This window comes from Ruegeria sp. CDSC081 (genome assembly GCF_059610485.1).
Genome location: NZ_JBXWNS010000005.1, coordinates 356,969 through 383,618, shown reverse-complemented (window position 1 = coordinate 383,618; position 26,650 = coordinate 356,969). Strand labels below are relative to the sequence as shown.

The following is a 26,650-nucleotide window of genomic DNA, read 5'->3' as shown; positions in this document are numbered from 1 at the left end:
GGGGCCGGTTTACCCGGCCCCATCAGTCATTGTCCGACCACGTTGATATTGGCACTGTCGTCGTCCAGCGCGAAGCTTGTGTTCAGCGTCACGTGGTGGAATCGTGCCGCGGCAAAGTCATCGTGGATTGCAAAGCCGACCGTATAGGTCTTGCCCGGTTCCAATGGCACATCACCTGGTGCGCCCGAGTTTAAGGGCCGCGAGAACGTGACGGTCCAAATACCACCCGACAAGTTGGCCGAGGCGGCGATTTCGCCATCATTGACTATGCGTTGTTCCAGTAGATAGCCGTTGCTGGCGCTGCCATCGGCATAGACGCGCATCAGATCCAGATAGGTGCCGTCATCCAGATATTGCGCGATCTGCGCTTCGGCCTGCAATTTGTCCCAGCCACCCAGAGCTTTCCCACGCCGGCCTTTGACTTCGACCTCGGTGCGGCTTTCGCTGATATATTTGGTCACAGTGTCCTGAGCGGCCAGGCGGCCTGCAACATCGCCATTGGCGACAATCGCATCTGCACCCGGGTCAAACGGCATATAGGTGTTGTCCGCGTGGCACGAGGCCCAGCAGCCCACCTGATCCCCCATTTCGATCCCGGTTCCGGTGATCATCATGGCGACCTTGATCTGGTTGTCCGGGTCCATCTTCCCGCCATCCACAAATGGTGCAGGATTGTGACCTGCATCCGGCCATTGCAGGCGGATATAGAGGTTTTCGGCATCATGGGCCGCCTGAACAGTTGCGTCGATCACACCACGTTTTCCAGGGATCGGGGTTGGTTCCAGCTCGCCGCCTGCGACGATCTTGTTTCCAATCATGTCCAATTCCTTGGCATGACAAGTCGAACATTGGTCGCCACCTTTTGTCAGTGGCCGGGCGCCGCCGTGGAACTTGCCATTCTGAACCCATTCAAACGAAGCCTGACCGGGATAAAACAGCTTCAGATCCGCGCTTGCGATGCTGGTCCAGTCGATATCGCCTCCGATATCGCTGCCACCGCCTGCCGGGGCTGTAGATTCTTCACCGCTTGATTTGGCGCGTTCTTCGGCGACTGCAGCGTCCACAGCGGCTGCGATCTGGGCTTGCACCGCCTCTTGTTGTGCTGTCTTGGCCGATTTTTCGGCTTCGGCCTCAGCCGCCTCCTTGGCTTCTACACGGTCGAGACTGGCCAGGTATTCTGGCGGAATTGCACGGATGAAATCAGGATTCGGGGCTTCAATCTGTTCCAGATATTCATCTGTGGCCCTGTCGCGGATGTTCGAATGCGCAATCCCTTTGTGGCAGTCGATGCAGGTCTGGCCTGTCTCCATTGCGTTCAAATGTTGCTGGCGCGCGCGGGGGCGCTGGAACTCGGGCATCATCGATTCAAAGTCGTGGCAGTTGCGGCACTCGCGCGAATCTGTGGCCTTCATCCTTTCCCATTCATTCATCGCCAGATGGATACGCTTAGCTTCGAACTTCTCGGGTGTACTGATCGAGCCAACCACCTTGCCATACAGTTCTTTGGACGCCTTGATCTTGCGGATCATCTTGTGGGTCCAGTCCTTGGGTACGTGACAGTCGGAACAGACCGCCCCGACCCCCGATCGGTTCACATCGTGGATGGTCCCGGTGTATTCTTCATAGACGAAATCGCGCATCTCATGGCACGAGATACAGAACTCTTTGGTGTTGGTGGCTTCCATGGCGGTGTTGAACCCACCCCAAAAGACGATCCCGGCGGCAAAGGCAGCGGCAATACCGGCCACAGGCATTCCCCACAGGAAATACCGACGCCAGATCGGTGGTTTCTTATCTGGATCGGAGGTCATGTCCGGGCTCCGTTTTGGCTGTGTTGACTGGCGCGGCGTGTCAGGCCTGCGCATTCGGCTGATGGATGAAACAAGGACAGGGCGGGCGAGGGGCCCGCCCTGCTCCGAGTTGATCGAAACCCGTCAGGTGACGTGGTTCGACCGGTTGTAGACGTTGAACTTGCCGGTCGGGGCGTACAGCCCTTCGATGCGACCGATCTCTTCCAAAGTCTTGGCGTCAAAGATCACGATCTGACCGTTGGGTTCTTTTGAATCCGACAGGTTCCACTTGGACACCCAGACCTCGGTTCCATCCGCGTTGAATTCAAAGTGAACAGCGGCGCTGCCTTCGTCTTCGGTGATCTGGATGGTTTTCACGATCTCGCCGGTTTCTTTCGAGATGACCTGCACAGATTGCTGCACTTCCGGTTCCGGGTGTTTGGTCTGGTCAGCCCAAATATAGTCCGATTCCGGATGCGTACGGACGAACAGGCCCGGGCCGTCTGTTTCCACTTCGTAGCAGATCTTCCAGGCGTCATCGGGTCGGTTTTCGGGGTCGTTGCCCCAGACCGTCACGGTGCCAACCCCGAGGTGGGTTGTGCCAGCTACCGGCCCGCAATTCGGGTCAATCCAGTTTGCGCCCGGACCGGGATGCGGCAACGCGGCCGTGTCGATCATCGCCTCAAGCTTGTGGGTCTCGGTATCTACAACCACCATCTTGTTCGATGCGTTTGCAGCGATCTGGAAATACCGGCCCGTCGGATCGAAGAACCCGTCATGCAGGAATTTGGCGCTGTCGATCTTGTCGATCCGCAGATTGTCTAGATCAGTATAATCTACTTGCCACAGTTGCCCCAGCTCTTTGACGGCAACGATCCAGGTCGGCTCATTTGGAGTTGTGTAGATAGCGGCCACGCGAGCCTCTTCCACATAGTCCCCGTCCACGTTCACGCCGCGGGTCGATACAACCTTGACCGGCTCCATCGTTTGGGCGTCAACGATTGCAAAGTGCGGCGGCCAATAGCCCCCGCCGATGACGTATTTGCCATCGCCGGAAACAGCAACGTCGCGGGCATCATAGGCAATCTTTACCTCAGACACCAACATCTTGTCCGGCGTCTGCCAGAGGTCGATCTTGGTCATCTTGCCGTCGCGGCCCATGGTGTACCAGAAACGACCGGGCTGTTCCGGCTCTTCCAGCGAATGGTGTTCGGATGCTTTCAGAACGTGCACCGCATAGCCGGTCGGAATATGTGTCAGCACCTCTTTGGTGTCGCCATCGATAACAGCGACTTTGCCGACGTCGCGCTCGATAACAACAAAGAAGTTTTCCCAGTTACGGCCATGCATCGGCTCGGTTGGGTAGTCCTCTTCTTCAACATATACCTTGCGGGTCGCCATCATCTGGTCCAGCGACATTTCAGGTGGTTTGGGCGGCTCCATCATGATGTAAGTCGCCATGTCTTTGATTTCCTGCTCGGACATGATGTCCGAGAAGTTGTTCATCCCGCCTTCGGTGCCCCAGGCGATGATCTTCTCAAGCCGCTCTTGCCCAAGCGCAAGTGTGCCGCCTTCGGTCACGGCGCCGTCAGCTGCGGTTTTCTTCCAATGCGGTTCAAGATTCTTGCCAGTGGCGCCTTTACGCAAGACACCGTGGCACCCCGCGCATTGTTCAAAGTAAAGTTGTTTGGACGCTTCAAACGCTTCTTCGTTCAAAGTTGGCTCTTCGGCGAAAGCTGGTGCAGCGACACTGCCCAGCAACATCGCCAAACCGACCCCGAAGACGCGGCCCGTTTTGGTATAGCTGATTCCAAGTGACATGATCACTCTCCATTTGCTGGTGAGGCGGTCCAAGCGTGGGGCATCGCGCAAGGGTGCTCCTTGACGAAAGTCAACACCAGCCGCGCAATTCAGGTGGCGGGCAGGGAAAAACGTCAATTTTCCGGCTGGGAAAATCTGTATCTTTGGCACACTTTTTCGGCCGGTTTGATTTTTGTTAAGTCGCGCAGCCGGGCGGCTTGCTAGGGCTTGGAAAACACCAAGGAGAGCAGCCATGCCCGCAATCATCACCCGCGTGTTTGGTGAAGGGTTTCGTGTATTCTTTCTGTCCGCCGGCCTCTATGGCCTCTTTGTCGGAGTGGTTTGGGGGCTGTGGCTGACGGTGCCATATGCAGTGCCGGATTATGGCATGGCCCCGCCCATGTGGCACGCGCATGAGATGATCTTCGGCTATGCAACAGCCGCGCTGGGCGGGTTCTTTCTGACCGCAGTGCCAAATTGGACCGGCGCACCAGATGCGCGTGCGCAGTTCATAACGTTGGCCGCCGGATTGTGGTTGGCTGGTCGGATGGCGATGTGGTTTTCGGGGATGCTGCCTGCGGCGCTTGTGGCGGTGGTCGACCTGGCCTTTGTACCGATTCTGGCGGTCAAGATTGCAACCCAGCTCATCCGGAAGCCGAAACCTCAGAACATGCTCTTTCTGCTGTTGCTCAGCTTTATCTGGATTGCTGATCTGTTCACGCATCTTGAATGGACCGGGATGACGGATGACACATTGCATACCGGGCTGCGCGCGGGGTTGCTGGCGCTCTGCGCGATGATTGCCATTCTTGGCGGACGGATCACCCCGGCCTTTACCCGAAACGCCATGAGACGCGCGGGCGTTCCCGAGGCGAACTGGCCAATATCTGTGCCAATTCTGGACAAATCAGCGATGGCGGTTGCCCTGACCCTGCCACCAATCGTTCTGGTGCTGGGGTCAGGTGCTGTGGCTGGATCGATGGCGCTGGTTCTAGGGGTGGCACAGGTTTCGCGCATGGCCCGCTGGCGCGCGGGCTGGGCTACGCGGGAGCCGATCTTATTGGCACTGTATCTTGGGCTTGCAATGCTGGCGCTGGGACTGATCCTCTGGGGGCTGTCAGTGCTGGGTTTCGGAAACGAGATCGCAGCCCTACACATCCTGGGCATCGGATGCGTCGGCGGCATGACCCTGGCGGTCATGAGCCGCGCCGCGCTTGGCCACAGTGGTCGCGCGCTGGTGGCACCCGGCCCAATGGCGGTGGCCTATGGTCTGATGGCGGTGGCGGCCCTGTCGCGGTGGATTGGTGCAGATCTGAATGCAGGTTACATGGTTGCGATGCTGCTGTCGGACGGGTTGTGGGTCAGCGCCTTTGCGCTTTTCCTGATCGCGATGTGGCCGGCGCTGACGGGTCCCAAGGTGCAACGGTCAGCGTGATTTCATTTCCTTTTGCAAGTCTTGACTTTCGTTAAGGATATACCGTGCCCATCCCGTCATTTTAGCCAGACTAGCTAATCTGCGCAAAGGAGAGCGCAATGCGAGAAGTCATGACCAAGAGCATGGCACGCAATATATTCTATGGCGGGTCACTGTTCTTTATCCTCATCTTTCTGGCTCTGTCGGCCCATTCTCACTGGTATATCGTGAACTCTGAGAACGCAGCAAAGCTCGATGAAAGTGTGATCAGGGGCAAGCACGTCTGGGAAAAACACGCCTGCATCAACTGTCATACCATCCTTGGCGAAGGTGCATACTTTGCACCCGAGGTTGGCAATGTGATGACACGTTGGGGCGTGCTGGACGACCCGGAATCGGCCTTTGAAGCCCTCAAAGGCTGGATGGAGGCGCAGCCGACAGACATTCCCGGTCGTCGTCAGATGCCCAATTTCAACCTCAGCGACGAAGACATCCGTGATCTGACCAACTTTTTGATCTGGACGGACAATATCGACGCTCAGGACTGGCCGCCCAACGAGGCGGGCTGAGAAGGGAACGGAGCAATGAAATACGAATCCCAAAAAATCGCCTATGCCTACTTTGCGGTGGCAATGGCCCTATTCGCGATACAGGTTCTGGGCGGCCTTCTGGCCGGCTTTATCTATGTATCACCCAATTTCCTGAGCGAGCTTTTGCCGTTCAACATCGTGCGGATGCTGCACACCAACTCGCTGATCGTGTGGCTGATCCTCGGGTTCTTTGGTGCGGCCTATTTTCTGATCCCGGAAGAGGCCGAGCGTGAGATCCATTCGCCCATGCTGGCCTATCTGCAGCTGATCATTCTGGTGGTCGGTACACTGGGCGTGGTCTTGACCTATACGTTCAACCTGTTTGAAGGCAACTGGCTGCTGGGTAAAGAAGGGCGCGAGTTCCTTGAGCAACCCAAATGGGTCAAGGCCGGCATCGTCGTGGCCGCACTGATCTTCCTGTACAACGTGTCGATGACCGTTCTGAAGGGCAAGAAGACCGCGATCACCAACATCTTGTTGCTGGGTCTTTGGGGTCTGGCGCTGCTGTTCCTGTTTGCCTTCTACAACCCGGGCAACCTGTCCTTGGACAAGCAATACTGGTGGTATGTTGTCCACCTGTGGGTCGAAGGTGTCTGGGAACTGATCATGGCCTCGATCCTGGCCTATCTGATGCTGAAGCTGACCGGGGTAGACCGTGAGGTTGTCGAGAAATGGCTCTATGTCATTGTCGCCGCCGCGTTGTTTTCGGGTATCCTTGGTACAGGTCACCATTACTATTGGATAGGCACACCAGGGTACTGGCAGTGGATCGGCTCGATCTTCTCAAGCCTCGAAGTGATCCCCTTCTTTGCGATGATGGCCTTTGCCTTTGTGATGGTCTGGAAGGGCCGTCGGGACCACCCGAACAAAGCGGCGCTGCTGTGGTCGCTGGGCTGTGCCACATTGGCCTTCTTCGGTGCCGGTGTCTGGGGCTTCCTGCACACGCTGCACGGGGTGAACTACTATACCCACGGTACGCAGATCACTGCGGCTCACGGTCACCTGGCGTTCTATGGTGCGTATGTCTGCCTCAACCTGGCAATCTTCAGCTATGCAATGCCGATCCTGAAGAACCGCGATCCTTATAATCAGGTTCTGAACATGGGCAGCTTCTGGCTGATGTCCAGCGGTATGGTTTTCATGACCTTTGTGCTGACCTTTGCTGGAACAGTGCAGACGCACATGCAGCGGGTGGTCGGAGATTACTTCATGGATGTGCAGGATCAGGTCGCGATCTTCTATTGGATGCGCCTTGGCTCTGGCATCGTCGTGGTCTTGGGTGCGCTGCTGTTCATCTACTCGATCTGGGTTCCCCGGAAAGAGATCATTGAAGCCGGCGCGGCCGAAACCCCAGCGGAGTGATGGATATGGATGGCTCCATGAAACTGAGAACGGGGGCGGCTGACGCCCCCTTCTACCTGCCACAGGGTGATGAATGTGACGTGTTCGCTGCTGCCTATACCAACAACCTGCCGGTCCTGCTGAAAGGCCCGACAGGTTGCGGCAAGACCCGGTTTGTGGCGCATATGGCCGCCAGTCTTGGCCGCCCGCTTTACACAGTGGCCTGTCACGATGACCTTGCCGCTGCGGACCTGATCGGGCGCTACCTGCTGAAAGGCGGGGAAACGATCTGGGTCGATGGGCCCCTGACCCGCGCGGTGCGCGAAGGCGCGATCTGCTATCTGGATGAAGTGGTCGAGGCGCGCAAGGACGTGACCGTCGTGCTGCACCCGCTGACTGACGACAGGCGCATCCTACCGATCGACCGCACCGGTGAGGAGCTTGTGGCCGCGCCCGGTTTCATGCTGGTCGCCTCATATAACCCGGGATATCAGAATATCCTGAAAACCTTGAAACCCTCGACCCGGCAGCGGTTCATCTCACTGGAGTTCGACTTTCCGTCGCCCGAGATGGAGGCAAAGGTGGTCGCTAAAGAAAGCGGGCTGGCGCTGGAACGCTGCAAACCGCTGATCCGCTTGGCAGGTAAACTGCGCGGGCTCAGGGGGCAGGATCTTGAAGAGGGCGTTTCCACCCGTCTGGTCGTCTATGCCGCCACGCTGATCGCGCAGGGCATGTCCACCGACCGCGCGATCCTTGCCGCCATGATCGAACCTCTGACAGATGACGAGGACATCAAACGCGGGCTCCTCGATCTTGTCACGGCTGTCTTTGGGTGAGGCCGGCCGATGCTCAGGATCGATTTTGAGCCATGGGAACCCGAAGAAACGATCGGGAAACTGTGGCACTCCCTTGCCAGCCGTCTCGATGCACCCCAGGTGCATGTTGGAGCCGCGGTCGACCTTTCTGAGGTCGCGGGGCGGCTGGCAGTCCTTTTTCGCGGGCTTGGGGGCAGTCCGGGTGTTGAATTGCGCCCGGTCTCGCCCGAAGTTTCACACCATCGCCTAAGCTGGCGCCGTCGGTTGGGTACCGAAGTTGAACTGATGCCGCGCGCTTCGTTCGATGGCGAAGTGCTGCGCCTCCCGGACCGTCTGGCGGTGTTTCCCGCGCGCGAGGCGAACGGAGCGCTGTATGTTTGGCTGGCCGCCGCAGCGGCCCATGCGGGAACCCGGATCGTCGAAGATGATCCGTTGCGCGCCGATCTGCACGCGCTGAGCGCCGCACAATCGATGGTTAATGCGACCTTGGACAACGCCCCCGGCTTGCGACCGCTTTACACCGAGCTTTGCAAAGGTGTTCTGCATGACCGCAACAAATCCGGCCTCCCGCCCGTGGAAACAGCGGTTGAAGAACTGATCCGCCATCGGCTGGGCGACCCCGCGTCTTTATCCCCGAAGGCCAGGCAATTCATGTCATTTGACGATGACCTGACTGCCCCACGCGGATATCAACATTTCCGCCCTGTCCCTCTGTGGCCGGAATTGCGCGCTGTTGGTTTTTCAGAGCATAACGATGTCGAAAACCCCGATACTGAAGGCCCGCCCGAGGAATCGGGTGAGAAAACCCACCGTGCCCGGCGGCGCAAATCCGACCAGGCTGAACGCAGTGACAGTTTCATCCTTCATAAATTCGAGGCGATCCTCAGCTGGGCCGAGTTTCTTAACATCAACCGGCGCATTGATGACGATGATCCCGACAATGCCAAAAAGGCCGCCGATGATCAGGATGAGATCGGTTTGGGCCAGATTTCCAAGGCGCCACCGACCAAGCTGAAATTGCATCTGGACCTGGCACCCGAGGATGTGAATCGCGAACGTCTGTCGGGCCGTATTCTCTATCCGGAATGGGACGTGCGCACCGGGCAATACCTGCCCGATCACGTCAACGTTCTAACCTCGGACGCCGATATTCGTGAGGATGCCGCCGAGTTTGGAAAAGACCCCGCCACCGCCCGCCGTATCCGCGCCGTCAAACGCCAGTTCGAAGCGCTGCGCCCGGGCCGCGTGATGACCCGAGGCCATCTGGACGGCGATCAGCTGGATATCGAGGCCGCCGTTCGGGCGCAGGTTGACCGCTGTGCAAACGGGGAAGGTACCGAACGCATCTGGCAACAATCCCGCCCCGAGGCACGCGATCTGGCGGTTTCTATCCTGCTGGATGTCAGCCGCTCGACCGAAAGTGCCGTGACTGGACGCGCCGTGATCGACATCGAACGCGAGGCGCTGGCAGCGCTGGCCTGGGGCCTGAACGCCTGTGGTGATGATTTCGCCATTCACGCCTTCAGTTCACTGAAACGACAGCGGGTCTATGTGCAACGCTGCAAACGGTTTGATGAGGTGATGGGCAGCCAGGTTGAACAGCGCATCGCATCGTTACGCCCAGGGCACTATACAAGGCTGGGTGCCGCGATCCGCCATTGCTCGGCCGATCTGGCCACCCAAACGCGTAAGCGCCGGTTGTTACTGGTGATCACCGATGGCAAACCCAATGATCTTGACCACTACGAAGGCCGCCACGGAATCGAAGACACCCACATGGCCGTGCGCGAGGCGCGCCGAGCCGGGCAATCGGTCTTTGGCGTCACCATCGACAAGACAGGTAAAAGCTGGTTCCCGCGGATGTTCGGGCAGGGTGGCTTTGCCGTCATCCCGGACCCGCATCGCCTGACTATGGCGCTGCCGCAAATCTACCGCCAACTGGTCGGCGCATGAGCGACGCGTCCCTTATCGACGAGTTGCCCGGCGAATTACTGATGTGGGTTCTGATCATTTCGGAGCTGCTGGTCTTTGGCGCGGGCCTGATCGCTTTCATGGGCGTGCGCCTGACCGATCCGGCGGGCTTTGCCGAGGCGCAATCGCATCTGCACCGCACCGGAGCCGCGCTGAACACTGCGGTTCTGGTCACCTCTGGCTATCTGGCCGCGCAAGCCTTGCATTGGCGGCAGATTGCGCGTCGGACTGCTGCCCGCCTGGCGTTAATCGCAGCTGCCGCGCTGGGCGTTGTATTCCTGATTATCAAAGGCGTGGAATACACGGACAAGGCTGCACAAGGAATTACCTACGAGACCCATCCGTTCTTCCTGTTCTACTATCTGCTCACCGGCTTCCACGCGGCACATGTGTTGGCTGGGGTTGTTATCCTGCTGCTGGTCGCCTGGAGGGACAATCCCCGCAATATCGAGGCCGGCGCCCAGTTTTGGCACATGGTCGATCTCGTCTGGATCATGCTGTTCCCCGTGATCTACCTGCTGGGATGACGGGCATGACCCAAACCTCACCGGATCAAAACAGCTCCCGCTGGATGCTCTCAAACCCGCTCACCCGCGCATGGCTCAGCCTGTTGGTTCTGAGCACCGCTTCGGCCCTGCTGACGATACTCCCCCTGTCCTCACCGGTGTTGAGCGCAGGCATTTTGATCCTGGCCCTGTCCAAAGCCCGCATTATCCTTGCACGATATCTGGACCTGACGCACAGCCCGGCCTGGCTTAGCGGTTTCACCAATGTACTGACCGGATTTGCGATGGTGATCTTCGGCCTCTCACTGTTTTGACATGAAAAAAGCCGCCCCCGTGGGGCGGCAGTTCTCCAAGCGCAGGGACGCCTCAGTTATTGTGCGGCCATCGGCATTCGCGCGATCTGACACCGTTGCCACAGGGCCGATAAGGCACCGACCAGATGGTCGATATCTTCGTTCGTATGAACCGGAGAGGGGGTAATTCTCAGGCGTTCGGTGCCTTTGGGAACGGTCGGATAGTTGATCGGCTGAATATAGATCCCGAATTCTTCCAGCAGCGTATCCGAGATGAATTTGCATTTCACCGGGTCACCTACCATCACCGGGATGATGTGGCTGGGATTGGGCAAATGCGGGATGCCTTCGGCGTCCAGTTTGGCGCGCACCTGCGCAACGCGGGTTTTCTGCAGATCGCGCTCGGTATTGGATTGCTTGAGGTGTCGGATCGAGGCGGCAGCGCCTGCTGCTATTGCGGGCGGGAGGGCGGTGGTAAATATGAACCCGCTGGCAAAGCTGCGGACAAAGTCACACAAGGCAGCGGATGCCGCGATGTAACCGCCAACCACGCCGAAGGCCTTGCCCAGCGTCCCTTCGATGACAGTCAGGCGATCCATCAACCCTTCGCGTTCGGCGATGCCACCACCGCGCGAGCCATAAAGGCCAACGGCGTGGACCTCGTCCAGATAGGTCATCGCACCATATCTATCCGCCAGGTCGCAAATCTCTTTGATCGGAGCGATATCCCCATCCATCGAATAGACAGATTCGAAGGCGATCATCTTGGGCGCATCTGGATCGGCTGCGGCCAGCTTTGCCTCGAGGTCCGCCAGATCATTGTGCTTCCAGATCACTTTTTGTGCCCGCGAATGGCGGATGCCTTCAATCATGGAGGCATGGTTCAAAGCGTCCGAGAATACGATCAGACCTGGGATCTTCGCAGCCAGCGTCCCAAGTGCCGCCCAGTTCGACACATAGCCAGAGGTGAACAGAAGGGCGGCTTCTTTCCCGTGGAGGTCGGCCAGTTCCTGTTCCAGCAAAACGTGGTCATGTGTCGTGCCCGAGATATTGCGTGTGCCCCCTGCGCCCGCGCCGCAACGGTCGAGTGCCTTGTGTATTGCCCCGACTACATCAGGATGCTGGCCCATTCCCAGATAGTCGTTGGAACACCAAATTCGTACGTCGCGCTGTAAAGCGCCGTCCGTCTGGCGTGCATTCGGGAACGCGCCACAGCGGCGCTGTAGATCAATGAAGATGCGGTAGTTGCCTTCGTCGCGCAGATGCTCAAGGCTTTGGCTGAAAAAACGCTCGTAGTCCATCTCGAACACTCCCGGGAATACTGGCTTTCCAGCAAGACTATGTGCCGGGCCCGCTACGCAACATGACAAATGTCAAGCCGCAGAAAGGAAAGGCTGGCTTGGAAGCCGAAGGTTTGGCATAGCCTTAAGAGGACGGACGTACTGATCGGGTACGCAACTAGAAAAGAGGGGAAAGCTTCGTGGCGCATGAGGCACTAAAAGCGATCGCCAAGCAGTCACTATTGCTCAAGAGCTTTCCCGAGCATCATATCGACACGCTGTTAAGCCACGCGATCTGGCGGAAATATGATCGCGGAGAGACGATTTTTCTACAGGAAGAAAAAGCCCAGGCCATTCATGTGGTTCTGTCGGGCTGGGTAAAGCTGTTTCGCATGTCCCCTACCGGTGCCGAAGCAGTTGTCAGCGTTTTCACCCGCGGCGAAAGCTTTGGCGAAGCGGTCGCCTTGCGTAACGTTCCCTATCCGGTTTCGGCCGAGGCAGTTTCGGCCTGTGAGATCATGCACATTCCAAGTCCGGTCCTTTTGTCCCTTATGCGAGAGGACCCGGAAATTGGGGTGTCAATTCTGGCAGCTACCTTTACCCATCTGCATTCTCTGGTCGCCCAGCTTGAGCAGCTTAAGGCCCAGACCGGCGCACAGCGGGTGGCAGAATTTCTTCTGACTCTCTGCGAAGCCGAGATGGGGGACTGCGTTGTCGAGCTGCCCTATGACAAGATGTTGATTGCCGGGCGCCTGGGCATGAAGCCCGAAAGCCTGAGCCGCGCCTTTTCGCGGCTAAAGCCGTTTGGCGTTAAAATTGACCGGACACATGCCCTGCTCTCGGACATTCAAGTACTGCGAGACTATGCAGAAAGTGACCCCTCCGAAAAGTGACCGAATTTATTGGCCGGTGCTTTGCCGGGTGCGCCAAAGAGCCCCGAGAACGTGCTTCTTTATTCAGGCTAGGACATGCGCATCGATCCCGTGAACACGATTCCCTGTTTCCGGATAAGGGCCTTGTGCAACGTCAGGTAGTCCAGAACTCCAAAACAAGCTGGTTTTGGTGCTTCCTGGATCCACGCAGCTGAGTGATATGCCGTCAAGTTCCAGTCGGCATCTTCCGCCTGTACTTAGGGTCGAAATCGAATGGGAAACTCTAACCTTTAGGGGCTACTACGATGTCAGAAATCTGTTCAACGACTATCTAATTGGAACCGGCATTCTGACAGAGCTGATTATCGCTTTCCTGTCGATAGTCATTTCTTTTGCGGCTTCGGCGGAGGAAGATTGTCTCAACATCTTTGCCCACATGCGGGATGTTTTGCTTTCGGTTCTAGAGTTGATCGAAACTGAGCGGCTGCCTGAAACCAACACCTTTATCCAGCATATGTATGGCGGATCCAAATTTGTAGCAGATGATGATAAGCATGTGAGCACCGGATACGAACAGCATGGTGCAAAGGCTTATATCCAGGGACCCGTGTTTACCACCGGGTCAGCGCATCTTCGTCTTCGTCCTTGGCCGAAACCCACTCCGCACCAGCGGTGGTGATTTCTTTCTTCCAGAAGGGGGCGCGGGATTTTAGGTAGTCCATCAGATATTCGGCCGCCTCGAACGCATCCTTGCGATGCGGTGCGGCAGTGGCCACCATCATGATCCGATCCCCCGGAGCGAGCCTGCCATGCCGATGGATCACCAGCACATTGCCCAGCGACCAGCGGTCCATTGCTTCTTGCGCAATCTGGGTCAAGGCCCGTTCCGTCATGCCCGGATAATGCTCAATCTCCATCACGTCCAAATCGCCCGTGGCCAGATCACGCACAACACCGGTAAAGGTCACGATTGCGCCATTTGCAGCATCGCCCGCCGCAAAGTCATTTGCCTCGGTACCTAGGTCAAACGGGTCTTCCTGCACCACGATGCGCATGACCTCAGCCACCTGTCATTGGTGGGAAAAAGGCAACCTCACGAACGCCCGCCAACGGGGCGTCAAAATCCGACAATTCCTGATCCAGCGCAACACGTAAGGCCGACAGATCCGCAAAGGCCGCTGCATAGCGATCCTCGCGCGCGCTAAGTTCTGCGACCAGATCGGATACGGTGGCGGCCTCGGTTTCAACCCGTTCTTTCGGCAGTCCGATCCGTTCGCGGACCCATGCGAAATACAGCACATCCATCCCTTAGTTCTCCTTCAGGTGTGGCATGGCTTTACGTAGGTAGTCATAGCCGGTGATCAATGTCAGCGCTGCTGCGATCCACAGCAGCCACAGGCCGAACCGACTGGACCAGAACATCCCTTCAAGATGCCAGCGCAGGCCGTTCAGGTCTTCTTCTTGCCCGGTCAGAATCTGGTCGATCAGCGTTGGGTCCATGCCGAAGCTGGCCATCACAAAGTAATGCTCGAAGATGCCCTGTGAAAACAAGACGGCTATCGCCACCATCTGGGCCGTGGTTTTCCATTTGGCAAGTTTGGTAACTTTCAGCGTCCCAGCCGTATCACCCAGATATTCGCGCAGGCCTGACACAAAGACCTCTCGAAACAGGATCACAGTGGCAGGCAGGACCAGCCACGGCGTCCAGTGTTCGGCCGAATACCCGACCAAGATCATCAGCGCGATCACCACCATCGCCTTGTCGGCAATCGGGTCCAGCATGGCGCCAATTTTTGTTTCCTGCTTCCACGCTCGTGCCAGATAGCCATCGAACCAGTCGGTTAAGGCGGCTGTCAGGAACAGGATCAACGCGAACCAGTCGGCATAGGGCCGGGTGAAATACAAAAACATCACGGCCAGCCCCGGGGCTGCCAGCAGACGCAGGACGGTCAGAATATTGGGTAGGTTCCACTTCATGCAGCGGACCCTACATCGCTAAAATCCAACAGAAAAGATAGACAGTCAAAAAACCGTACTTGTCCCATGAACTTGGTCAAAGCGCCGCAGGCAGCGCGTGGTGCGTCCATGCCCCTTGGAGTTTGTTCTATTTGCGGTCAGGTTCACCGCACGTATCCGGGACAGAAGGCACATCATGACAGCTCATATACAAACCGATGCCCGGTCAAATCTGACCGGCAGCCTGTGGATGATCGCCGCAATGGCGGGGTTTGCGCTGGAAGACGCGCTGTTGAAAGCGGCTTCGGGTGCCGTACCGATCTGGCAGGTGATGGTTCTGTTCGGGGTGGGTGGGGCGCTGGTCTTTGCGGCGGTTGCACTGGCGCGCGGCACGCAACTGTTTCAGCCGGATGTCCTGTCGCGCCCGATGAAAGTGCGCGTGCTCTTCGAGGTATTCGGACGGTTATTCTATGTCTTAGCCATTGTGCTGACGCCTTTGTCCTCAGCTACTGTGATTTTGCAGGCCACTCCGTTGGTCGTGGTCGCTGGCGCTGCGCTGATCTTTGGCGAAACAGTTGGCTGGCGACGGTGGAGCGCGATTCTGATCGGTCTGATTGGCGTTGTAGTCATCCTGCAACCGACCGGAGACAGCTTTTCGGCGCTGTCCATTCTGGCGGTGCTGGGCATGTTGGGCTTTGCCGGTCGCGATCTGGCCAGCCGCGCAGCCCCGGCGACACTGGGGACCGAGGTTTTGGGCTTTTACGGCTTCCTCAGCATCATCGTTGCCGGTTTGGCCTATCGCCTGTGGGAGGACGTGCCAATCGTCCCGCTCGATCTGTACAACGGTCTGTTTCTGACCGGTGCGGTGCTTATGGGTGTGATGGCCTATGCCTCGCTTATGAAGGCGATGCGGATCGGAGAGGTCTCGGCCGTGACGCCGTTCCGCTATACGCGTCTGCTGTTCGGTATCGGTCTGGGCGTGTTCCTGTTCGGCGAGCAACTAGACCAGACCATGTGGATCGGCAGCGCGTTGATTGTGGCCTCGGGGCTGTACATCCTGTGGCGAGGGCGGCGGGCCTAGCCCTTGTCGTGGAAGAAATCATAGACCTTTTGCGCCAAGCCGGCCGAAATCCCCTCGACCGCTTTCAGATCGGCCAGGTTGGCCCGGCCAACTGCTTTGGCGCTGCCGAAATGAGCCAACAGGGCACGTTTGCGCGCGGCCCCCACGCCGGGGATTTCATCCAGCGGTGTGGCCCCCACGGCCTTGGCACGCTTGGCTCGATGGGTGCCGATGGCAAACCGGTGGGCCTCGTCTCTTAAGCGCTGAATGAAATAGAGCACCGGGTCGTTGCGTTTCAGCGCAAAGGGCCTTTGGCCAGTGCGGTGAAATTCTTCCTTACCATGGTCGCGGTCAACGCCTTTGGCGACACCTATCATGGGGATCTCCTCGACCCCGTGCTGCGCCATAATCTCATGGACGGCACTCACTTGCCCGGCGCCACCGTCAATCAGCAGCAGATCGGGCCACATTCCCTTGTCACGGTCGGGATCTTCTTTTTGCAGGCGGGTAAAGCGGCGGGTCAGCACCTCTTTCATCATGCCAAAGTCGTCACCGGGGGTCAGGTCATCTCCACGAATGTTGAACTTGCGATAGGCATTTTTCATGAATCCGTCGGGGCCGGCCACGATCATGCCGCCCACGGCATTGGTGCCTTGAATATGGGAGTTGTCGTAGACTTCGATCCGGTTTGGCGGGGCATCCAGATTAAATGCCTCGGCGATCCCGCGCAACAGTTTGGCCTGCGTGGCACTTTCCGACATCCGCCGGGCCAGGGATTCACGCGCGTTGCGTATGGCCCCTGCGACAAGTTCTTGTTTCTCACCACGCTGGGGTACAAGGATTTCTACCTTGCGACCGGCTTTTTCGGTCAGCGCCTCCTGCATCAGATCGGCGTTTTCAATGGCATCTGACAGGATCAACTGACGGGGTGGTTCCTTGTTGTCGTAGAACTGACCCAGAAACGCCTCCATCACCTCGGCGGCTGACACATCTGCCCCGACGCGGGGATAGAAGTCCTTGTTGCCCCAGTTCTGGTTGGCGCGGATGAAGAACACCTGAACGCAAGCCTGCCCACTGTCCATATACAGGCCGATCACATCCGCCTCGGCCACACCGCGCGGGTTAATGCCTTGGGAGGTCTGCACCTGCGTCAGCGCCCGGATGCGATCGCGTAGGCCAGCGGCGCGTTCAAACTCCATCGCCTCAGACGCGGCCATCATCTGTTCGGCCAGCTCCTCTTGCACTTTGGTCGACCGGCCTGACAGGAATCTTTCCGCATCCTTGACGCTTTCACGGTAATCCTGATCCGAGATCAACCCGACACAAGGCCCAGAACACCGCTTGATCTGATAGAGCAGGCAGGGACGGGTGCGGCTTTCGAACATCGAGTCAGAACAGTTGCGCAGCAGGAAGGCCTTTTGCAGCTGGTTCAGGGTTCGGTTCACGGCACCCGCGCTGGCGAAGGGGCCGAAATACGCGCCCTTTTCCTTTTTTGCTCCCCGATGCTTTTTGATCTGTGGAAAGACATGGTCCTTTGCCACCAGAATATTGGGAAAGCTTTTGTCGTCGCGCAGCAGCACGTTGTATTTCGGTTTGAGCTGCTTAATCAGGTTCTGTTCAAGCAGCAGCGCCTCGGTCTCGGTCCGGGTCGTCAGGAACATCATCGAGGCCGTGGCCGCAATCATCCGCTCGATCCGGCCAGAGTGTCCCGGTCTTGTATAGTTCGACACCCGTGCCTTCAGATTGCGCGCCTTGCCGACGTAAAGAACTCGGCTGTCCGCATCCAGCATCCTGTACACGCCAGGTGAACTGTCGAGCGTTTTCGCATATCGCTGGATGCAGGCGTATCCTGTCGACTGGGCCGTCGAATGGGCGTCATTCTGAGAGCTGTTGGTGTCGTCTTGAGAGGTCATGGCCAAAATATGTGATTCTTTGACCATGGCTGCAATCTTGAGCACTTCAGATCAAGGGAAAACAAATCCACGTATTCTGTGGATAACTGTGCAGATAACTTTTGTGGGGCTTGAATTTTCCCTTGTTTCATTAAGGATTCCTTGATTTGCTTAAAAAATAGGCACATATGTAATCTATTGAATTTAAACAGTAAAAATTTCTACACATGGCAAGTGTATGAAAAAAAAGACATTTTTGTAACGGATTGATAACAGAAATGAGAGCGGTGCAAAACTTCCAGCACCAAACGTTATTCCACGCCCAGAACATCCGGTGTCTGCCATCCCAAATGCTGTCCGCCATCCACGCAGAGAATCTGGCCGGTGACCGCATGAGCATCCAGGAAATACCCAAGTGCAGCGGTGATGTCAGAGGGGTTTGACCCACGTTCCAGAATGGTGTTGGCGCGCTGTGCTTTGAAGTGATCTTCGGATTGCCTGTGACCCTGCATCGTCGGTCCCGGTCCGATGGCATTGACGCGGATCGCCGGGGTTAGCGCCTGAGCTGCAGTACGGGTCAACGCCCATAGCCCCATTTTGGCTACGGTGTAGGACATGAATTCGGGCGTCAGTTTGCGGACTCGCATGTCGACCATATTTACGATCAGGCCCGTTGCCAGCGGCTCTCCTGCATCATCGGTTTCAGGTTCCAGACCCTGTTCAGCCATCGCCTGAGTCAAAACGAATGGCGCCCGCAGGTTGCTGTTCATGTGGCGGTCCCAGCTTTGCCGGGTGGCCGTGTGGATGTTGTCGTATTCAAATATCGAAGCGTTGTTGACCAGGCAGGTAATGGGTCCGCCCAGCGCCTCGGATGCGCGTGGCAGCAGGGCAGCCACGCTTGCTTCTTCTAACAGGTCGGCCTGCAGAGCTACCGCATTGCGGCCTAGGGCCCTGATTTCAGCGACAACCTTAGATGCCTCTTGTTCAGAGGAGGCGTAATGGACCGCCACGTCGTACCCACGCCCGGCCAGATAAAGGGCCATTGCCCTACCAAGGCGAATTCCGGCACCGGTAACTAGGGCTCGGGTCATGCGGCCTCTCTTTGTGTCACACCAACAAGGAAATAACGTAAACCGCGTAAAGACTTGTCAACAGAATTCCCCATCCGCGGGTGATATCCCGTTTGAAAAATACAAAGGGGACCAAAAGGAGTGATGCGCCCAGCATGACCCAAAGATCAAATCGCAGGAATTCTGGATCAACAGGAATGCGCCCAAACAGGGTTGCAATGCCGACGATGGCCAACAGATTGAACATGTTGGACCCGATAACATTGCCCAATGCGACATCGGCTTGTCGGCGCAGTGCAGCCATAACAGTGGTCGCCAGTTCCGGCAGAGAAGTTCCCACCGCTATAAGTGTCAGTCCGATTACAGTCTCGCTGACGCCGTAAGTGCGGGCAATGATTGTAGCGTTGTCGACCAGAAGATGTGCGCCCATCGGCAGGCCTATCAGTCCGAGCACCAGGTAGACTGAAATCTTCCAATAGGGCATGTCTGGATCGGCTTCTTCCAGGCCATCAAAATCGTCATCCTCGGCGCAGGCTTTGCCACAGGCCTTGCGATGGGCATGGGCTTCTCGGAAGGCGGTCCATAGAACAAAGCTGAGAGCAGCCAGCAAAATCGCGCCGCTGAACAGGTTGAACACGCCGCAGAAGGCAAGGCCGATGAACAGAACGGTTGCCAGCAACATGAACACATAGTTCTTGCGGCTGTCACATTCGCTGGTGTGCAACGTGGCAAGCAGCGCAGGCAGGCCCAGCACCAGCAGGATATTGGCCGTGTTCGACCCCACAACGTTACCCAGGGCGATGCCCGGTGCGTTTTCCTTAATTGCACTGATTGCAATCAGAAGTTCTGGCGCCGAGGTGCCGAATGCCACGATCGTCAAACTAACGATCAACGCCGGTACTCCAATCCGCAGGCTGAGGTTTACGGCACCGCGTACCAGCGCATCCCCCGCCAGCAACAGGATCAACAAACCGAGACCGGATAACAGCCATGCCGTCATGCGCGGCCTCCTTTTTCGCAGGCACAGGGACCTTTGCCGATCCTGAACCGATGACAGCGCGGGCATCTTGCGGATTGCAGTTTTTTCTGCCCCGGGAACCGCAGTTTGCCGAACATTGCCAGGACGCCCATGGCAATCAAAAAGAGGGTCACGATCTTGATAATCACGTTACAAACCGAAACGTGCGTATGCGGCACGCTCCTCAAGTCCGGCAACCGCGTCCTGTGCCAAGGAGGCGCCGAACCGTGACCAGAATGGCTTGCGCAGCCCGTAACGGCGGAATTTTACTTTATTGCCAAATAGGTCCTGCATTTTGGGTTTGAGATGCGCGATGCCGTCGATCAGGCCAAGTTCATGTGCGCGGCGTGCCAGCCAGACTTCGCCAGTGAACAGATCAGCACCCGTTTCAAGCTTTGCCCCGCGTCGTGCTTTGACATGAGCAGTGAAGTTTTCGTGGATATCGCGTAGCAGGCCTTCAAGCCTTGCGACATCTTCGGGTTTTTCCGGGGCAAAGGGATCCAACATGGATTTCGAATGACCCGCCGTGTGCACTCGCCGTTCGAAACCCTGCCTCTCAAGGAAAAGATGTGCGCCGAACCCCGAAGAGATCACGCCAATCGAACCCAGTACCGAACTGTCATCGGCGTAAATCTCATCAGCTGCCGCTGCCAACCAATAGCCACCCGAAGCTGCCACATCCTCGACAAATGCGAAAACGGGAACATCCAATTCTTTCGACAGACGCTGAATGCGCGCACCGATCAATGAGCTTTGGACCGGGGATCCGCCGGGCGAGTTGACCTCAAGTGCGACGGCGGCAGGTTTGCCTTTGCGAAATGCTTTTTCGAGAACCGGTGCCAGAGTTGTGTCAGACATCGACCCGCGCCCGGACATGCCGATTGCACCCGATAAGCGCACGACCGAAACGGTTGGCTGTTTTTTGAGAAACGGCAGGCTGACCTTCATGGGTGCCGATGTAGAGTGCGCCCACGCGGTAAACAAGGGAGCGGCTGACCGTTATCGGTCGCGTGAACGTATTTACTGAAGGTGATGGGCAAAAATGCAACGCCGTGCATGGCCTAACTCCGGATGCGCCAGCCAGTTTTGAAGATCCATCCGATGATGCCCAGACACACGCCGGTAAACGCCAGTATGGCCAAAAGGCTGAACATGATCGGCACATCGGCCAGGCCGTAAAACGACCAGCGAAAGCCCGAGATCAGATAGACGACCGGGTTGAACAGGGTGATGGTCTGCCACAGCGGGGGCAGCATCGAAATCGAATAAAAGGTACCGCCCAGAAAGATCAGCGGTGTCACCACGAGTTGCGGAACCAAAGACATCTGCTCGAAATTGCTGGCCCAGATGCCGATGATGAAGCCCAGCAAGGAAAAGCTGAGGCAGGTCAGGACCAGAAATGTCACCATGGCAAGCGGGTGTTCAATACGCAAATCCACAAAGAATGCAGAGGTCACAAGGATCACGACACCCACAAACAGCGACTTTGTCGCCGCTGCTCCGACATAGCCGATGACGATCTCGATGAAATTCACCGGCGCCGAAAGAAGCTCATATATCGTTCCCAGAAACTTTGGGAAATAGATCCCGAAAGAGGCGTTCGAGATCGACAGCGTCACAACAGATAACATGACCAGCCCCGGAACGATGAACGCACCATAGGATACGCCTTCGACCTCTTGTATCCGGCTGCCAATCGCCGTGCCAAAGACAACGAAATACAGCGATGTCGACAGGACCGGAGATATGAAGCTTTGCGCAAGGGTGCGGAAGAACCGGGCCATTTCGAACCGGTAGATGGCAGTAATGGCGGACCAGTTCATGTGGCTTCTCCCGACACCATATTGACAAAGATCTCTTCAAGGCTAGACTGACGCGTTTGTACATCGCGTAAAATCAGTCCGGCCTCGGCCACATCGTTCAACAGGGTGGTGATGCCAGTGCGGTCGGCGTTTGTGTCGTAGGTATAAACCAGCGCGTCACCCTTGCCATTCAGTTTGAGATTGTGTGCGGCCAGACTGTCGGGGACGGTTTGAATGGGCTGGGTCAGCATGACTTCGATCTGCTTCTTTCCCATCTGCGCCATCAAAGTGTCCTTGTCCTGAACCAGTAGCAGTTCACCCTTGTCGATGACACCGACACGGTCGGCAATGGCCTCGGCCTCTTCGATGTAGTGGGTGGTTAGAATGATGGTGACACCGGCCTGCTTCAACTCGGCCACGATTTCCCACATGTCTTTGCGCAGTTCGACATCAACACCTGCGGTCGGCTCGTCCAGAAACAGAACACGTGGCTCGTGTGCCAGCGCTTTTGCGATCAGAACCCGACGTTTCATACCGCCCGATAGTTCTTTGATTGCGTTTTTGCGTTTTTCCCACAAAGACAATTTTCGCAGAATTTCTTCGATACGTGCGTTGTTCTGCCCAAGCCCGAACAGCCCGCGCGACAATCGCACAGTGTTCCAGACCTTTTCAAAGGGTTCGAGCGCGATTTCCTGCGGAACCAAACCGATCATCCGGCGGGCTGCGCGAAAATCAGTCTGGATATCGTGGCCGCCGACGGTCACGCTTCCTGAGGTTGGCGTCGTTATTCCACACACCGTCGAAATCAGCGTGGTCTTGCCTGCACCGTTGGGACCCAGAAGAGCCAGGATTTCTCCCTGCTCGATGTCCAGAGACACGCCCTTTAGCGCCTCAAAACCTCCGGCATAGGACTTTCGCAAATCCCTGATGGACAGAATTGTTGTCATGCGCCTCCCCCGTTCTGGCGGCGACACTACCCTGCGAGTTAGCCACAGAACAGGCCCAATTCACACATTTTGCTCAGCTTTCCAATTGGCCTTTCCAGTCCGGGCTTGCATTTTCTGGCTGGCCCCGAAACCCTGCGCGGGCAGGAGGACTGGTATGTTAAGTGGAATTCGGATCATCGAAATCGAGGGCTTGGGCCCCGGTCCCTTTGCCGCCATGCTGTTGGCCGATCTTGGTGCAGATGTGATCACCATCCACCGCAAGGGTCAGGCCGCGACTCCGGGCATGCCCGAACAGTCAGTTCTGGATCGGGGCAAGCGGTCGATCAGCCTGAACCTCAAAGACCCGGCCGATCTGGATGTGGCCCGGCGCCTGATCGCCACGGCTGATGCACTGATCGAAGGGTTTCGACCCGGTGTGATGGAAAAGCTGGGCCTTGGCCCTGATATCTGTCGCGATCTGAACCCAAAGCTGATTTATGGCCGTATGACGGGTTGGGGACAGAACAGCCCCTTGTCCAAGAATGCCGGGCACGATCTGAACTACATCGCCCTGTCCGGGGCGCTCTGGTACGCGTCGCAACCGGACCAACCGCCGCAAACCCCGGCCACTTTGGTGGGTGATATCGGTGGCGGTGCCATGTATCTGGTCGCGGGCATTCTGGCCGGATTGCTGAATGCGGCACGCACAGGAAAGGGCTCGGTCGTGGACGCCGCCATCTATGATGGCTCGGCCCATATGATGAACCTGCTGATGAGCCTGCGCCAAACCGGAAACCTGACAGATACTCGCGGACACAGCCTTCTGGACGGTCCCCATTGGAGCCGAACCTATGCCTGCTCTGATGGTGGATTTGTGGCGGTGCAGTGCCTGGAGCCGAAATTCTATGCCGAGTTCCTGCAGATATTGGACCTGTCTAGCGATCCCGAATTTCGGCAGCAATATGATGCTTCCACCTGGTCCGCGCTGACCCGGCGACTGGCTGAAATCTTTGCTGGCAAACCACGTGATCATTGGGCGGCGCTGTTTGCAGCAAGTGACGCCTGTGTTGCACCAGTGCTCAATCCGTCCGAGGCGCAGAACCATGCCATGAACACAGCACGCCAGACCTGGCTTGCCCCCGACGGTATGCTACAGGCCGCCGCCGCGCCGCGGTTTTCCGAGCGGGAGTGGAAGCCCAGACCCAGCCCGCGCCGCGGAGATCATACACAAGACATACTGACCGAGCTGGACGCCCGACCCAAAGCCTAGCGGTTGCGCACTGCGTCGATCATACGCTGAACGTTGTCGGGATCGGCATCGGGCGTGATGCCATGACCCAGATTGAAGATATGCGGCCCTTTGGAGAATGCATCGACAATCCGCCGGGTCTCGTCCACCAGCGCTTGACCGCCGGTCACCATATGCGACGATGCCAGATTGCCCTGTACGCAACCATCCACCTGGACATGCTCGGCGCCCCATTCCGGCGAGACCGAATTGTCCAGCGCGACGCAATCAACCCCCGTGGTTTTGGCGAACCCGATATAGCCATCTCCGGCCTCTCGCGGGAATCCGATCACCGGGATGCCGGGGTGACGTTCCTTGATGGCCTGGGTGATTACGCGGCACGGCTCGACCGCATATTTGCGGAACGCCTCACCCTTCAGCGATCCGGCCCAGCTGTCGAATATCTTGACTACCTCGGCCCCGGCCTCGATCTGGGCTGAAAGATATTCGATCGTGGCCAGCGTGATCCGGTCCAGCAACGCTTCGAACAGCGCAGTATTCCCCTCGCGCAGCGCATGGGCGGGGCCTTGATCCGGGGTGCCGCGTCCGGCGATCATGTAGGTCGCCACTGTCCACGGCGCGCCAGCAAAACCGATCAAGGTTGTCTCGGACGGCAACTCCTGTGACAGGATGCGCACTGTCTCATAGACTGGCGAGAGTGTTTCGTGGATATCCTCGACCGATTTCAGCGCATCAAACTCGGATTGCTGCGTGATGGTCGACAAACGCGGGCCTTCACCGGTGACAAACCAAAGGTCCGCACCCAGCGCCTGTGGTACCAGCAGGATATCCGCAAACAGGATAGCTGCATCGAACCCATAGCGACGGATCGGCTGCAATGTGACCTCGGCCGCAAGCTCGGGATTGTAGCACAGAGACAGGAAATCCCCGGCCTGCGCGCGCGTTGCACGATATTCTGGCAGATACCGCCCGGCCTGGCGCATCATCCAGATCGGAGGCACATCCTGCACCTGTCCTGCCAATGCCCGCAGCAGTTTCTTTGTTTCGGCCATCTGTGCCCCCAATCGTCTGGTTTGTGGCAACGGGTCTTCCTTCGGCGGCAATTTGTCAAGCTCTGCCCCCATTGTCAGGGCAATGTGACGCGACTAAAGCTGTGTCCATGACATTGACCCTGCCTTCACCCGCCTCACCGCTGAAAATCGGCACCCGTGGTTCGCCCCTGGCGCTGGCGCAAGCCTATGAAACCCGGCAGCGGTTAGGCACAGCCTTTGATCTGCCCGAAGATGCATTCGAAATCGTGGTGATCAAGACCACCGGCGACAATCGCGCGATGATCGACGCGGACCGCCCGCTGAAAGAGATCGGCAACAAAGGCCTGTTCACCAAGGAAATCGAAGAAGCGATGCTGCGAGGTGATATCGACATTGCTGTGCATTCGACCAAGGACATGCCGGTCGAACAGCCCGCGGGTCTTGTGTTGGACACGTTCCTGCCGCGCGAAGATGTGCGCGACGCTTTTATTTCGCCCAGCCTGAATTCTATTCATGACCTGCCCAATGGCGCGGTGGTTGGCACCTCGTCTTTGCGCCGCCGAGCTCAGCTGTTGAACCGGCGCCCTGACCTGAATGTGGTTGAGTTCCGTGGCAACGTGCAAACGCGCCTGAAGAAACTGACCGATGGCGTAGCGGATTGCACGTTTCTGGCGATGGCAGGTATCCGGCGCCTGAATATGGACGACGTTCCCGCAACTGCTATCTCGCCCGAGGATATGCTGCCCGCCATTGCACAAGGTACAATCGGTATCGAACGTCGCAGTGACGATCCCCGTGCTGCAGGGATGTTGGAGGCAATTCATCATAGCGAAACCGGGTATCGACTTTTGGCCGAGCGCGCCTTGCTGGCCGCGCTTGACGGGTCCTGCGAGACTCCGATTGCCGGGCTGGCTGATATCAGTGGTGGCATTCTGCGCCTGCGCGGAGAAGTCCTGCGCCCGGACGGGTCTGATTCTATCGCTGAAGACGCCACTGGCGTGATTGGTGATGGTGCAGAAATGGCGCGCGCAATGGCCGAAAAACTACTGACAAAGGCCGGCCCCGGGTTCTTTGATTGGAAGAATTGAAGAAAAATTTATTTAATGTGAACTAGTTCACTGTCGCGCTTCCAAAGATCAGGCATTAAGGATGCACACCGATTGAGAAATCGGGTTGGTCTCGAAGAAGTCGAAAGTTTTTGTTAGTCTGTCCATTTTTAAGTGGTATTCGAGGGGGCGAGACCAAACCCCGACATTCAGTCAGTAAGGGCCGCTGTCTCATTAAGACGGCGGCCCGTTTACTTTTGGGTGTCTTAAATCGCCGCGACGTCTTGAACCGCTTGCACAATCGCAGCCCGCTGGTGAAGCGATGTCAGTACATATAATTGCCTGGCTTCAAGACTGGATGCGCGGGGCAGTGGAATGATCCTCGTGCCAAGGGGCTAGAAAATTCGTCACATTTTCTTAACCGGCGTAAAGTGCAAGCGTTGATAGTACCTGTAAGAGGCGTAGAGTGCATCAGCGCACCGCTTCATTGTGACGATTACCGGAGACCAAGATGGCCGATACTTTCGACGAAGATCTGTTCCTCAGAGGGCTGGAGCAACGCAAAAGCACCCTGGGCGCGGAATATGTTGAGAAAAACCTGGCCGCCGCCGACGATTTTACCCGACCGTTTCAAGAGGCAATGACCGCTTGGTGCTGGGGTTTCGGCTGGGGCGACGATGTGATTGACGCCAAGACCCGGTCAATGATGAACCTGTCCATGATCGGCGCGCTGGGCAAGATGCACGAATGGGAACTCCACTGTCGCGGCGCCATCAGCAACGGCGTCAGCAAAGAAGAAATCCGGGCCATTATTCACGTGATCGGCATCTATTGTGGCGTGCCGCAGGCGCTGGAATGCTTTCGTGTCGCGCGCAAGGTTCTGGACGAGGCAGAAACAACCTCTGAGACATGATCATGAATTGAACTG

At 57.3% G+C, this 26,650-nt stretch carries 25 protein-coding genes; 12 read left to right on the top strand and 13 right to left on the bottom strand.

The window, feature by feature from the left end; translation table 11 throughout:
* Positions 1–26: 26 nt before the first annotated feature.
* Both AC2FH9_RS11805 and AC2FH9_RS11800 read right to left on the bottom strand, forming a co-directional pair.
* The gene (locus AC2FH9_RS11805) at positions 27–1,811 is read right to left on the bottom strand and encodes a NapC/NirT family cytochrome c (protein WP_496691872.1); all 1,785 of its coding nucleotides are present in this window, start codon (positions 1,809–1,811) and stop codon (positions 27–29) included.
* Between the two features lie 123 nt (positions 1,812–1,934).
* Complete coding sequence (locus AC2FH9_RS11800; RefSeq protein ID WP_271948614.1) at positions 1,935–3,611, bottom strand: cytochrome D1 domain-containing protein; 1,677 nt, start codon at positions 3,609–3,611, stop codon at positions 1,935–1,937.
* A 232-nt stretch (positions 3,612–3,843) separates the two neighbouring features.
* Between AC2FH9_RS11800 and AC2FH9_RS11795 the strand changes: the two genes are divergently transcribed.
* From AC2FH9_RS11795 to AC2FH9_RS11765, 7 genes are all read left to right on the top strand, one after another.
* Positions 3,844–5,025 carry an NnrS family protein gene (locus tag AC2FH9_RS11795; RefSeq protein ID WP_271948613.1) on the top strand — a complete coding sequence of 394 codons (1,182 nt, stop codon included), beginning with the start codon at positions 3,844–3,846 and terminating at the stop codon, positions 5,023–5,025.
* Between the two features lie 98 nt (positions 5,026–5,123).
* A complete protein-coding gene (locus AC2FH9_RS11790; protein WP_142635251.1) occupies positions 5,124–5,573 on the top strand; it encodes a c-type cytochrome in 450 nt (149 codons plus the stop codon).
* A 15-nt stretch (positions 5,574–5,588) separates the two neighbouring features.
* The gene (locus AC2FH9_RS11785) at positions 5,589–6,956 is read left to right on the top strand and encodes a cbb3-type cytochrome c oxidase subunit I (RefSeq protein WP_496676741.1); all 1,368 of its coding nucleotides are present in this window, start codon (positions 5,589–5,591) and stop codon (positions 6,954–6,956) included.
* Between the two features lie 5 nt (positions 6,957–6,961).
* Positions 6,962–7,771 carry a CbbQ/NirQ/NorQ/GpvN family protein gene (locus AC2FH9_RS11780; RefSeq protein ID WP_416383916.1) on the top strand — a complete coding sequence of 270 codons (810 nt, stop codon included), beginning with the start codon at positions 6,962–6,964 and terminating at the stop codon, positions 7,769–7,771.
* Between the two features lie 9 nt (positions 7,772–7,780).
* Positions 7,781–9,703: a nitric oxide reductase activation protein NorD gene (locus AC2FH9_RS11775; RefSeq protein ID WP_496871643.1), complete on the top strand. Its 1,923-nt coding sequence runs from the start codon at positions 7,781–7,783 to the stop codon at positions 9,701–9,703.
* Positions 9,700–10,248 (top strand): cytochrome c oxidase subunit 3, encoded by a 549-nt coding sequence (locus AC2FH9_RS11770; RefSeq protein ID WP_496871641.1) that lies wholly within the window; start codon positions 9,700–9,702, stop codon positions 10,246–10,248. Before AC2FH9_RS11775 ends, AC2FH9_RS11770 begins: the two co-directional genes overlap by 4 nt.
* Positions 10,249–10,253: 5 nt before the next feature.
* Positions 10,254–10,541 carry a cytochrome C oxidase subunit IV family protein gene (locus AC2FH9_RS11765; RefSeq protein ID WP_496749964.1) on the top strand — a complete coding sequence of 96 codons (288 nt, stop codon included), beginning with the start codon at positions 10,254–10,256 and terminating at the stop codon, positions 10,539–10,541.
* Between the two features lie 56 nt (positions 10,542–10,597).
* Here the strand turns inward: AC2FH9_RS11765 and hemA are convergent, their stop codons facing one another.
* Positions 10,598–11,821: a 5-aminolevulinate synthase gene (hemA, locus tag AC2FH9_RS11760; protein ID WP_496691867.1), complete on the bottom strand. Its 1,224-nt coding sequence runs from the start codon at positions 11,819–11,821 to the stop codon at positions 10,598–10,600.
* A gap of 179 nt (positions 11,822–12,000) precedes the next feature.
* Here hemA and AC2FH9_RS11755 point away from each other — a divergent pair, with 179 nt between their 5' ends.
* On the top strand, positions 12,001–12,693 hold the full coding sequence (locus AC2FH9_RS11755; protein ID WP_142635263.1) for a Crp/Fnr family transcriptional regulator: 693 nt from the start codon (positions 12,001–12,003) through the stop codon (positions 12,691–12,693).
* Between the two features lie 590 nt (positions 12,694–13,283).
* Here the strand turns inward: AC2FH9_RS11755 and AC2FH9_RS11750 are convergent.
* Genes AC2FH9_RS11750 through pgsA form a run of 3 tightly spaced genes read right to left on the bottom strand, consistent with a single transcriptional unit; the run spans position 13,284 to position 14,649 of the window.
* On the bottom strand, positions 13,284–13,727 hold the full coding sequence (locus AC2FH9_RS11750; protein ID WP_281995277.1) for a molybdenum cofactor biosynthesis protein MoaE: 444 nt from the start codon (positions 13,725–13,727) through the stop codon (positions 13,284–13,286).
* Between the two features lie 4 nt (positions 13,728–13,731).
* Positions 13,732–13,977 carry a molybdopterin converting factor subunit 1 gene (gene moaD, locus AC2FH9_RS11745; protein ID WP_142635267.1) on the bottom strand — a complete coding sequence of 82 codons (246 nt, stop codon included), beginning with the start codon at positions 13,975–13,977 and terminating at the stop codon, positions 13,732–13,734.
* 3 nt (positions 13,978–13,980) lie between these two features.
* A complete protein-coding gene (gene pgsA / locus AC2FH9_RS11740; protein WP_496871640.1) occupies positions 13,981–14,649 on the bottom strand; it encodes a CDP-diacylglycerol--glycerol-3-phosphate 3-phosphatidyltransferase in 669 nt (222 codons plus the stop codon).
* Between the two features lie 175 nt (positions 14,650–14,824).
* Here pgsA and AC2FH9_RS11735 point away from each other — a divergent pair, with 175 nt between their 5' ends.
* Positions 14,825–15,709 carry a DMT family transporter gene (locus AC2FH9_RS11735; protein WP_281995276.1) on the top strand — a complete coding sequence of 295 codons (885 nt, stop codon included), beginning with the start codon at positions 14,825–14,827 and terminating at the stop codon, positions 15,707–15,709.
* Here AC2FH9_RS11735 and uvrC read toward each other — a convergent pair.
* The 6 genes from uvrC to AC2FH9_RS11705 all read right to left on the bottom strand — a co-directional run bounded on the left by uvrC (position 15,706) and on the right by AC2FH9_RS11705 (position 22,417).
* A complete protein-coding gene (gene uvrC / locus AC2FH9_RS11730) occupies positions 15,706–17,601 on the bottom strand; it encodes an excinuclease ABC subunit UvrC (RefSeq protein WP_496871638.1) in 1,896 nt (631 codons plus the stop codon). The two genes, AC2FH9_RS11735 and uvrC, sit on opposite strands and share 4 nt — an antisense overlap.
* 290 nt (positions 17,602–17,891) lie before the next feature.
* A complete protein-coding gene (locus AC2FH9_RS11725; RefSeq protein ID WP_271948592.1) occupies positions 17,892–18,671 on the bottom strand; it encodes an SDR family oxidoreductase in 780 nt (259 codons plus the stop codon).
* A gap of 16 nt (positions 18,672–18,687) precedes the next feature.
* Positions 18,688–19,650, bottom strand: coding sequence for a calcium/sodium antiporter (locus tag AC2FH9_RS11720; protein ID WP_142635277.1), 963 nt, complete (start codon positions 19,648–19,650; stop codon positions 18,688–18,690).
* A 168-nt stretch (positions 19,651–19,818) separates the two neighbouring features.
* Entirely contained in the window at positions 19,819–20,616 is a 798-nt protein-coding gene (locus AC2FH9_RS11715; RefSeq protein ID WP_496871637.1) for a S49 family peptidase, read from the bottom strand.
* 113 nt (positions 20,617–20,729) lie between these two features.
* Positions 20,730–21,491 (bottom strand): ABC transporter permease, encoded by a 762-nt coding sequence (locus AC2FH9_RS11710; protein WP_271948588.1) that lies wholly within the window; start codon positions 21,489–21,491, stop codon positions 20,730–20,732.
* Positions 21,488–22,417 carry an ABC transporter ATP-binding protein gene (locus AC2FH9_RS11705; protein ID WP_142635285.1) on the bottom strand — a complete coding sequence of 310 codons (930 nt, stop codon included), beginning with the start codon at positions 22,415–22,417 and terminating at the stop codon, positions 21,488–21,490. Before AC2FH9_RS11705 ends, AC2FH9_RS11710 begins: the two co-directional genes overlap by 4 nt.
* A gap of 154 nt (positions 22,418–22,571) precedes the next feature.
* Between AC2FH9_RS11705 and AC2FH9_RS11700 the strand changes: the two genes are divergently transcribed.
* Positions 22,572–23,666, top strand: coding sequence for a CaiB/BaiF CoA transferase family protein (locus AC2FH9_RS11700; RefSeq protein WP_496871635.1), 1,095 nt, complete (start codon positions 22,572–22,574; stop codon positions 23,664–23,666).
* Here AC2FH9_RS11700 and hemE read toward each other — a convergent pair.
* A complete protein-coding gene (gene hemE / locus AC2FH9_RS11695; RefSeq protein WP_271948582.1) occupies positions 23,663–24,697 on the bottom strand; it encodes a uroporphyrinogen decarboxylase in 1,035 nt (344 codons plus the stop codon). The two genes, AC2FH9_RS11700 and hemE, sit on opposite strands and share 4 nt — an antisense overlap.
* A gap of 107 nt (positions 24,698–24,804) precedes the next feature.
* Here hemE and hemC point away from each other — a divergent pair, with 107 nt between their 5' ends.
* Both hemC and AC2FH9_RS11685 read left to right on the top strand, forming a co-directional pair.
* Positions 24,805–25,764 (top strand): hydroxymethylbilane synthase, encoded by a 960-nt coding sequence (hemC, locus tag AC2FH9_RS11690; RefSeq protein WP_271948580.1) that lies wholly within the window; start codon positions 24,805–24,807, stop codon positions 25,762–25,764.
* 469 nt (positions 25,765–26,233) lie between these two features.
* Complete coding sequence (locus AC2FH9_RS11685; protein WP_496749969.1) at positions 26,234–26,635, top strand: carboxymuconolactone decarboxylase family protein; 402 nt, start codon at positions 26,234–26,236, stop codon at positions 26,633–26,635.
* Positions 26,636–26,650 lie beyond the last annotated feature (15 nt).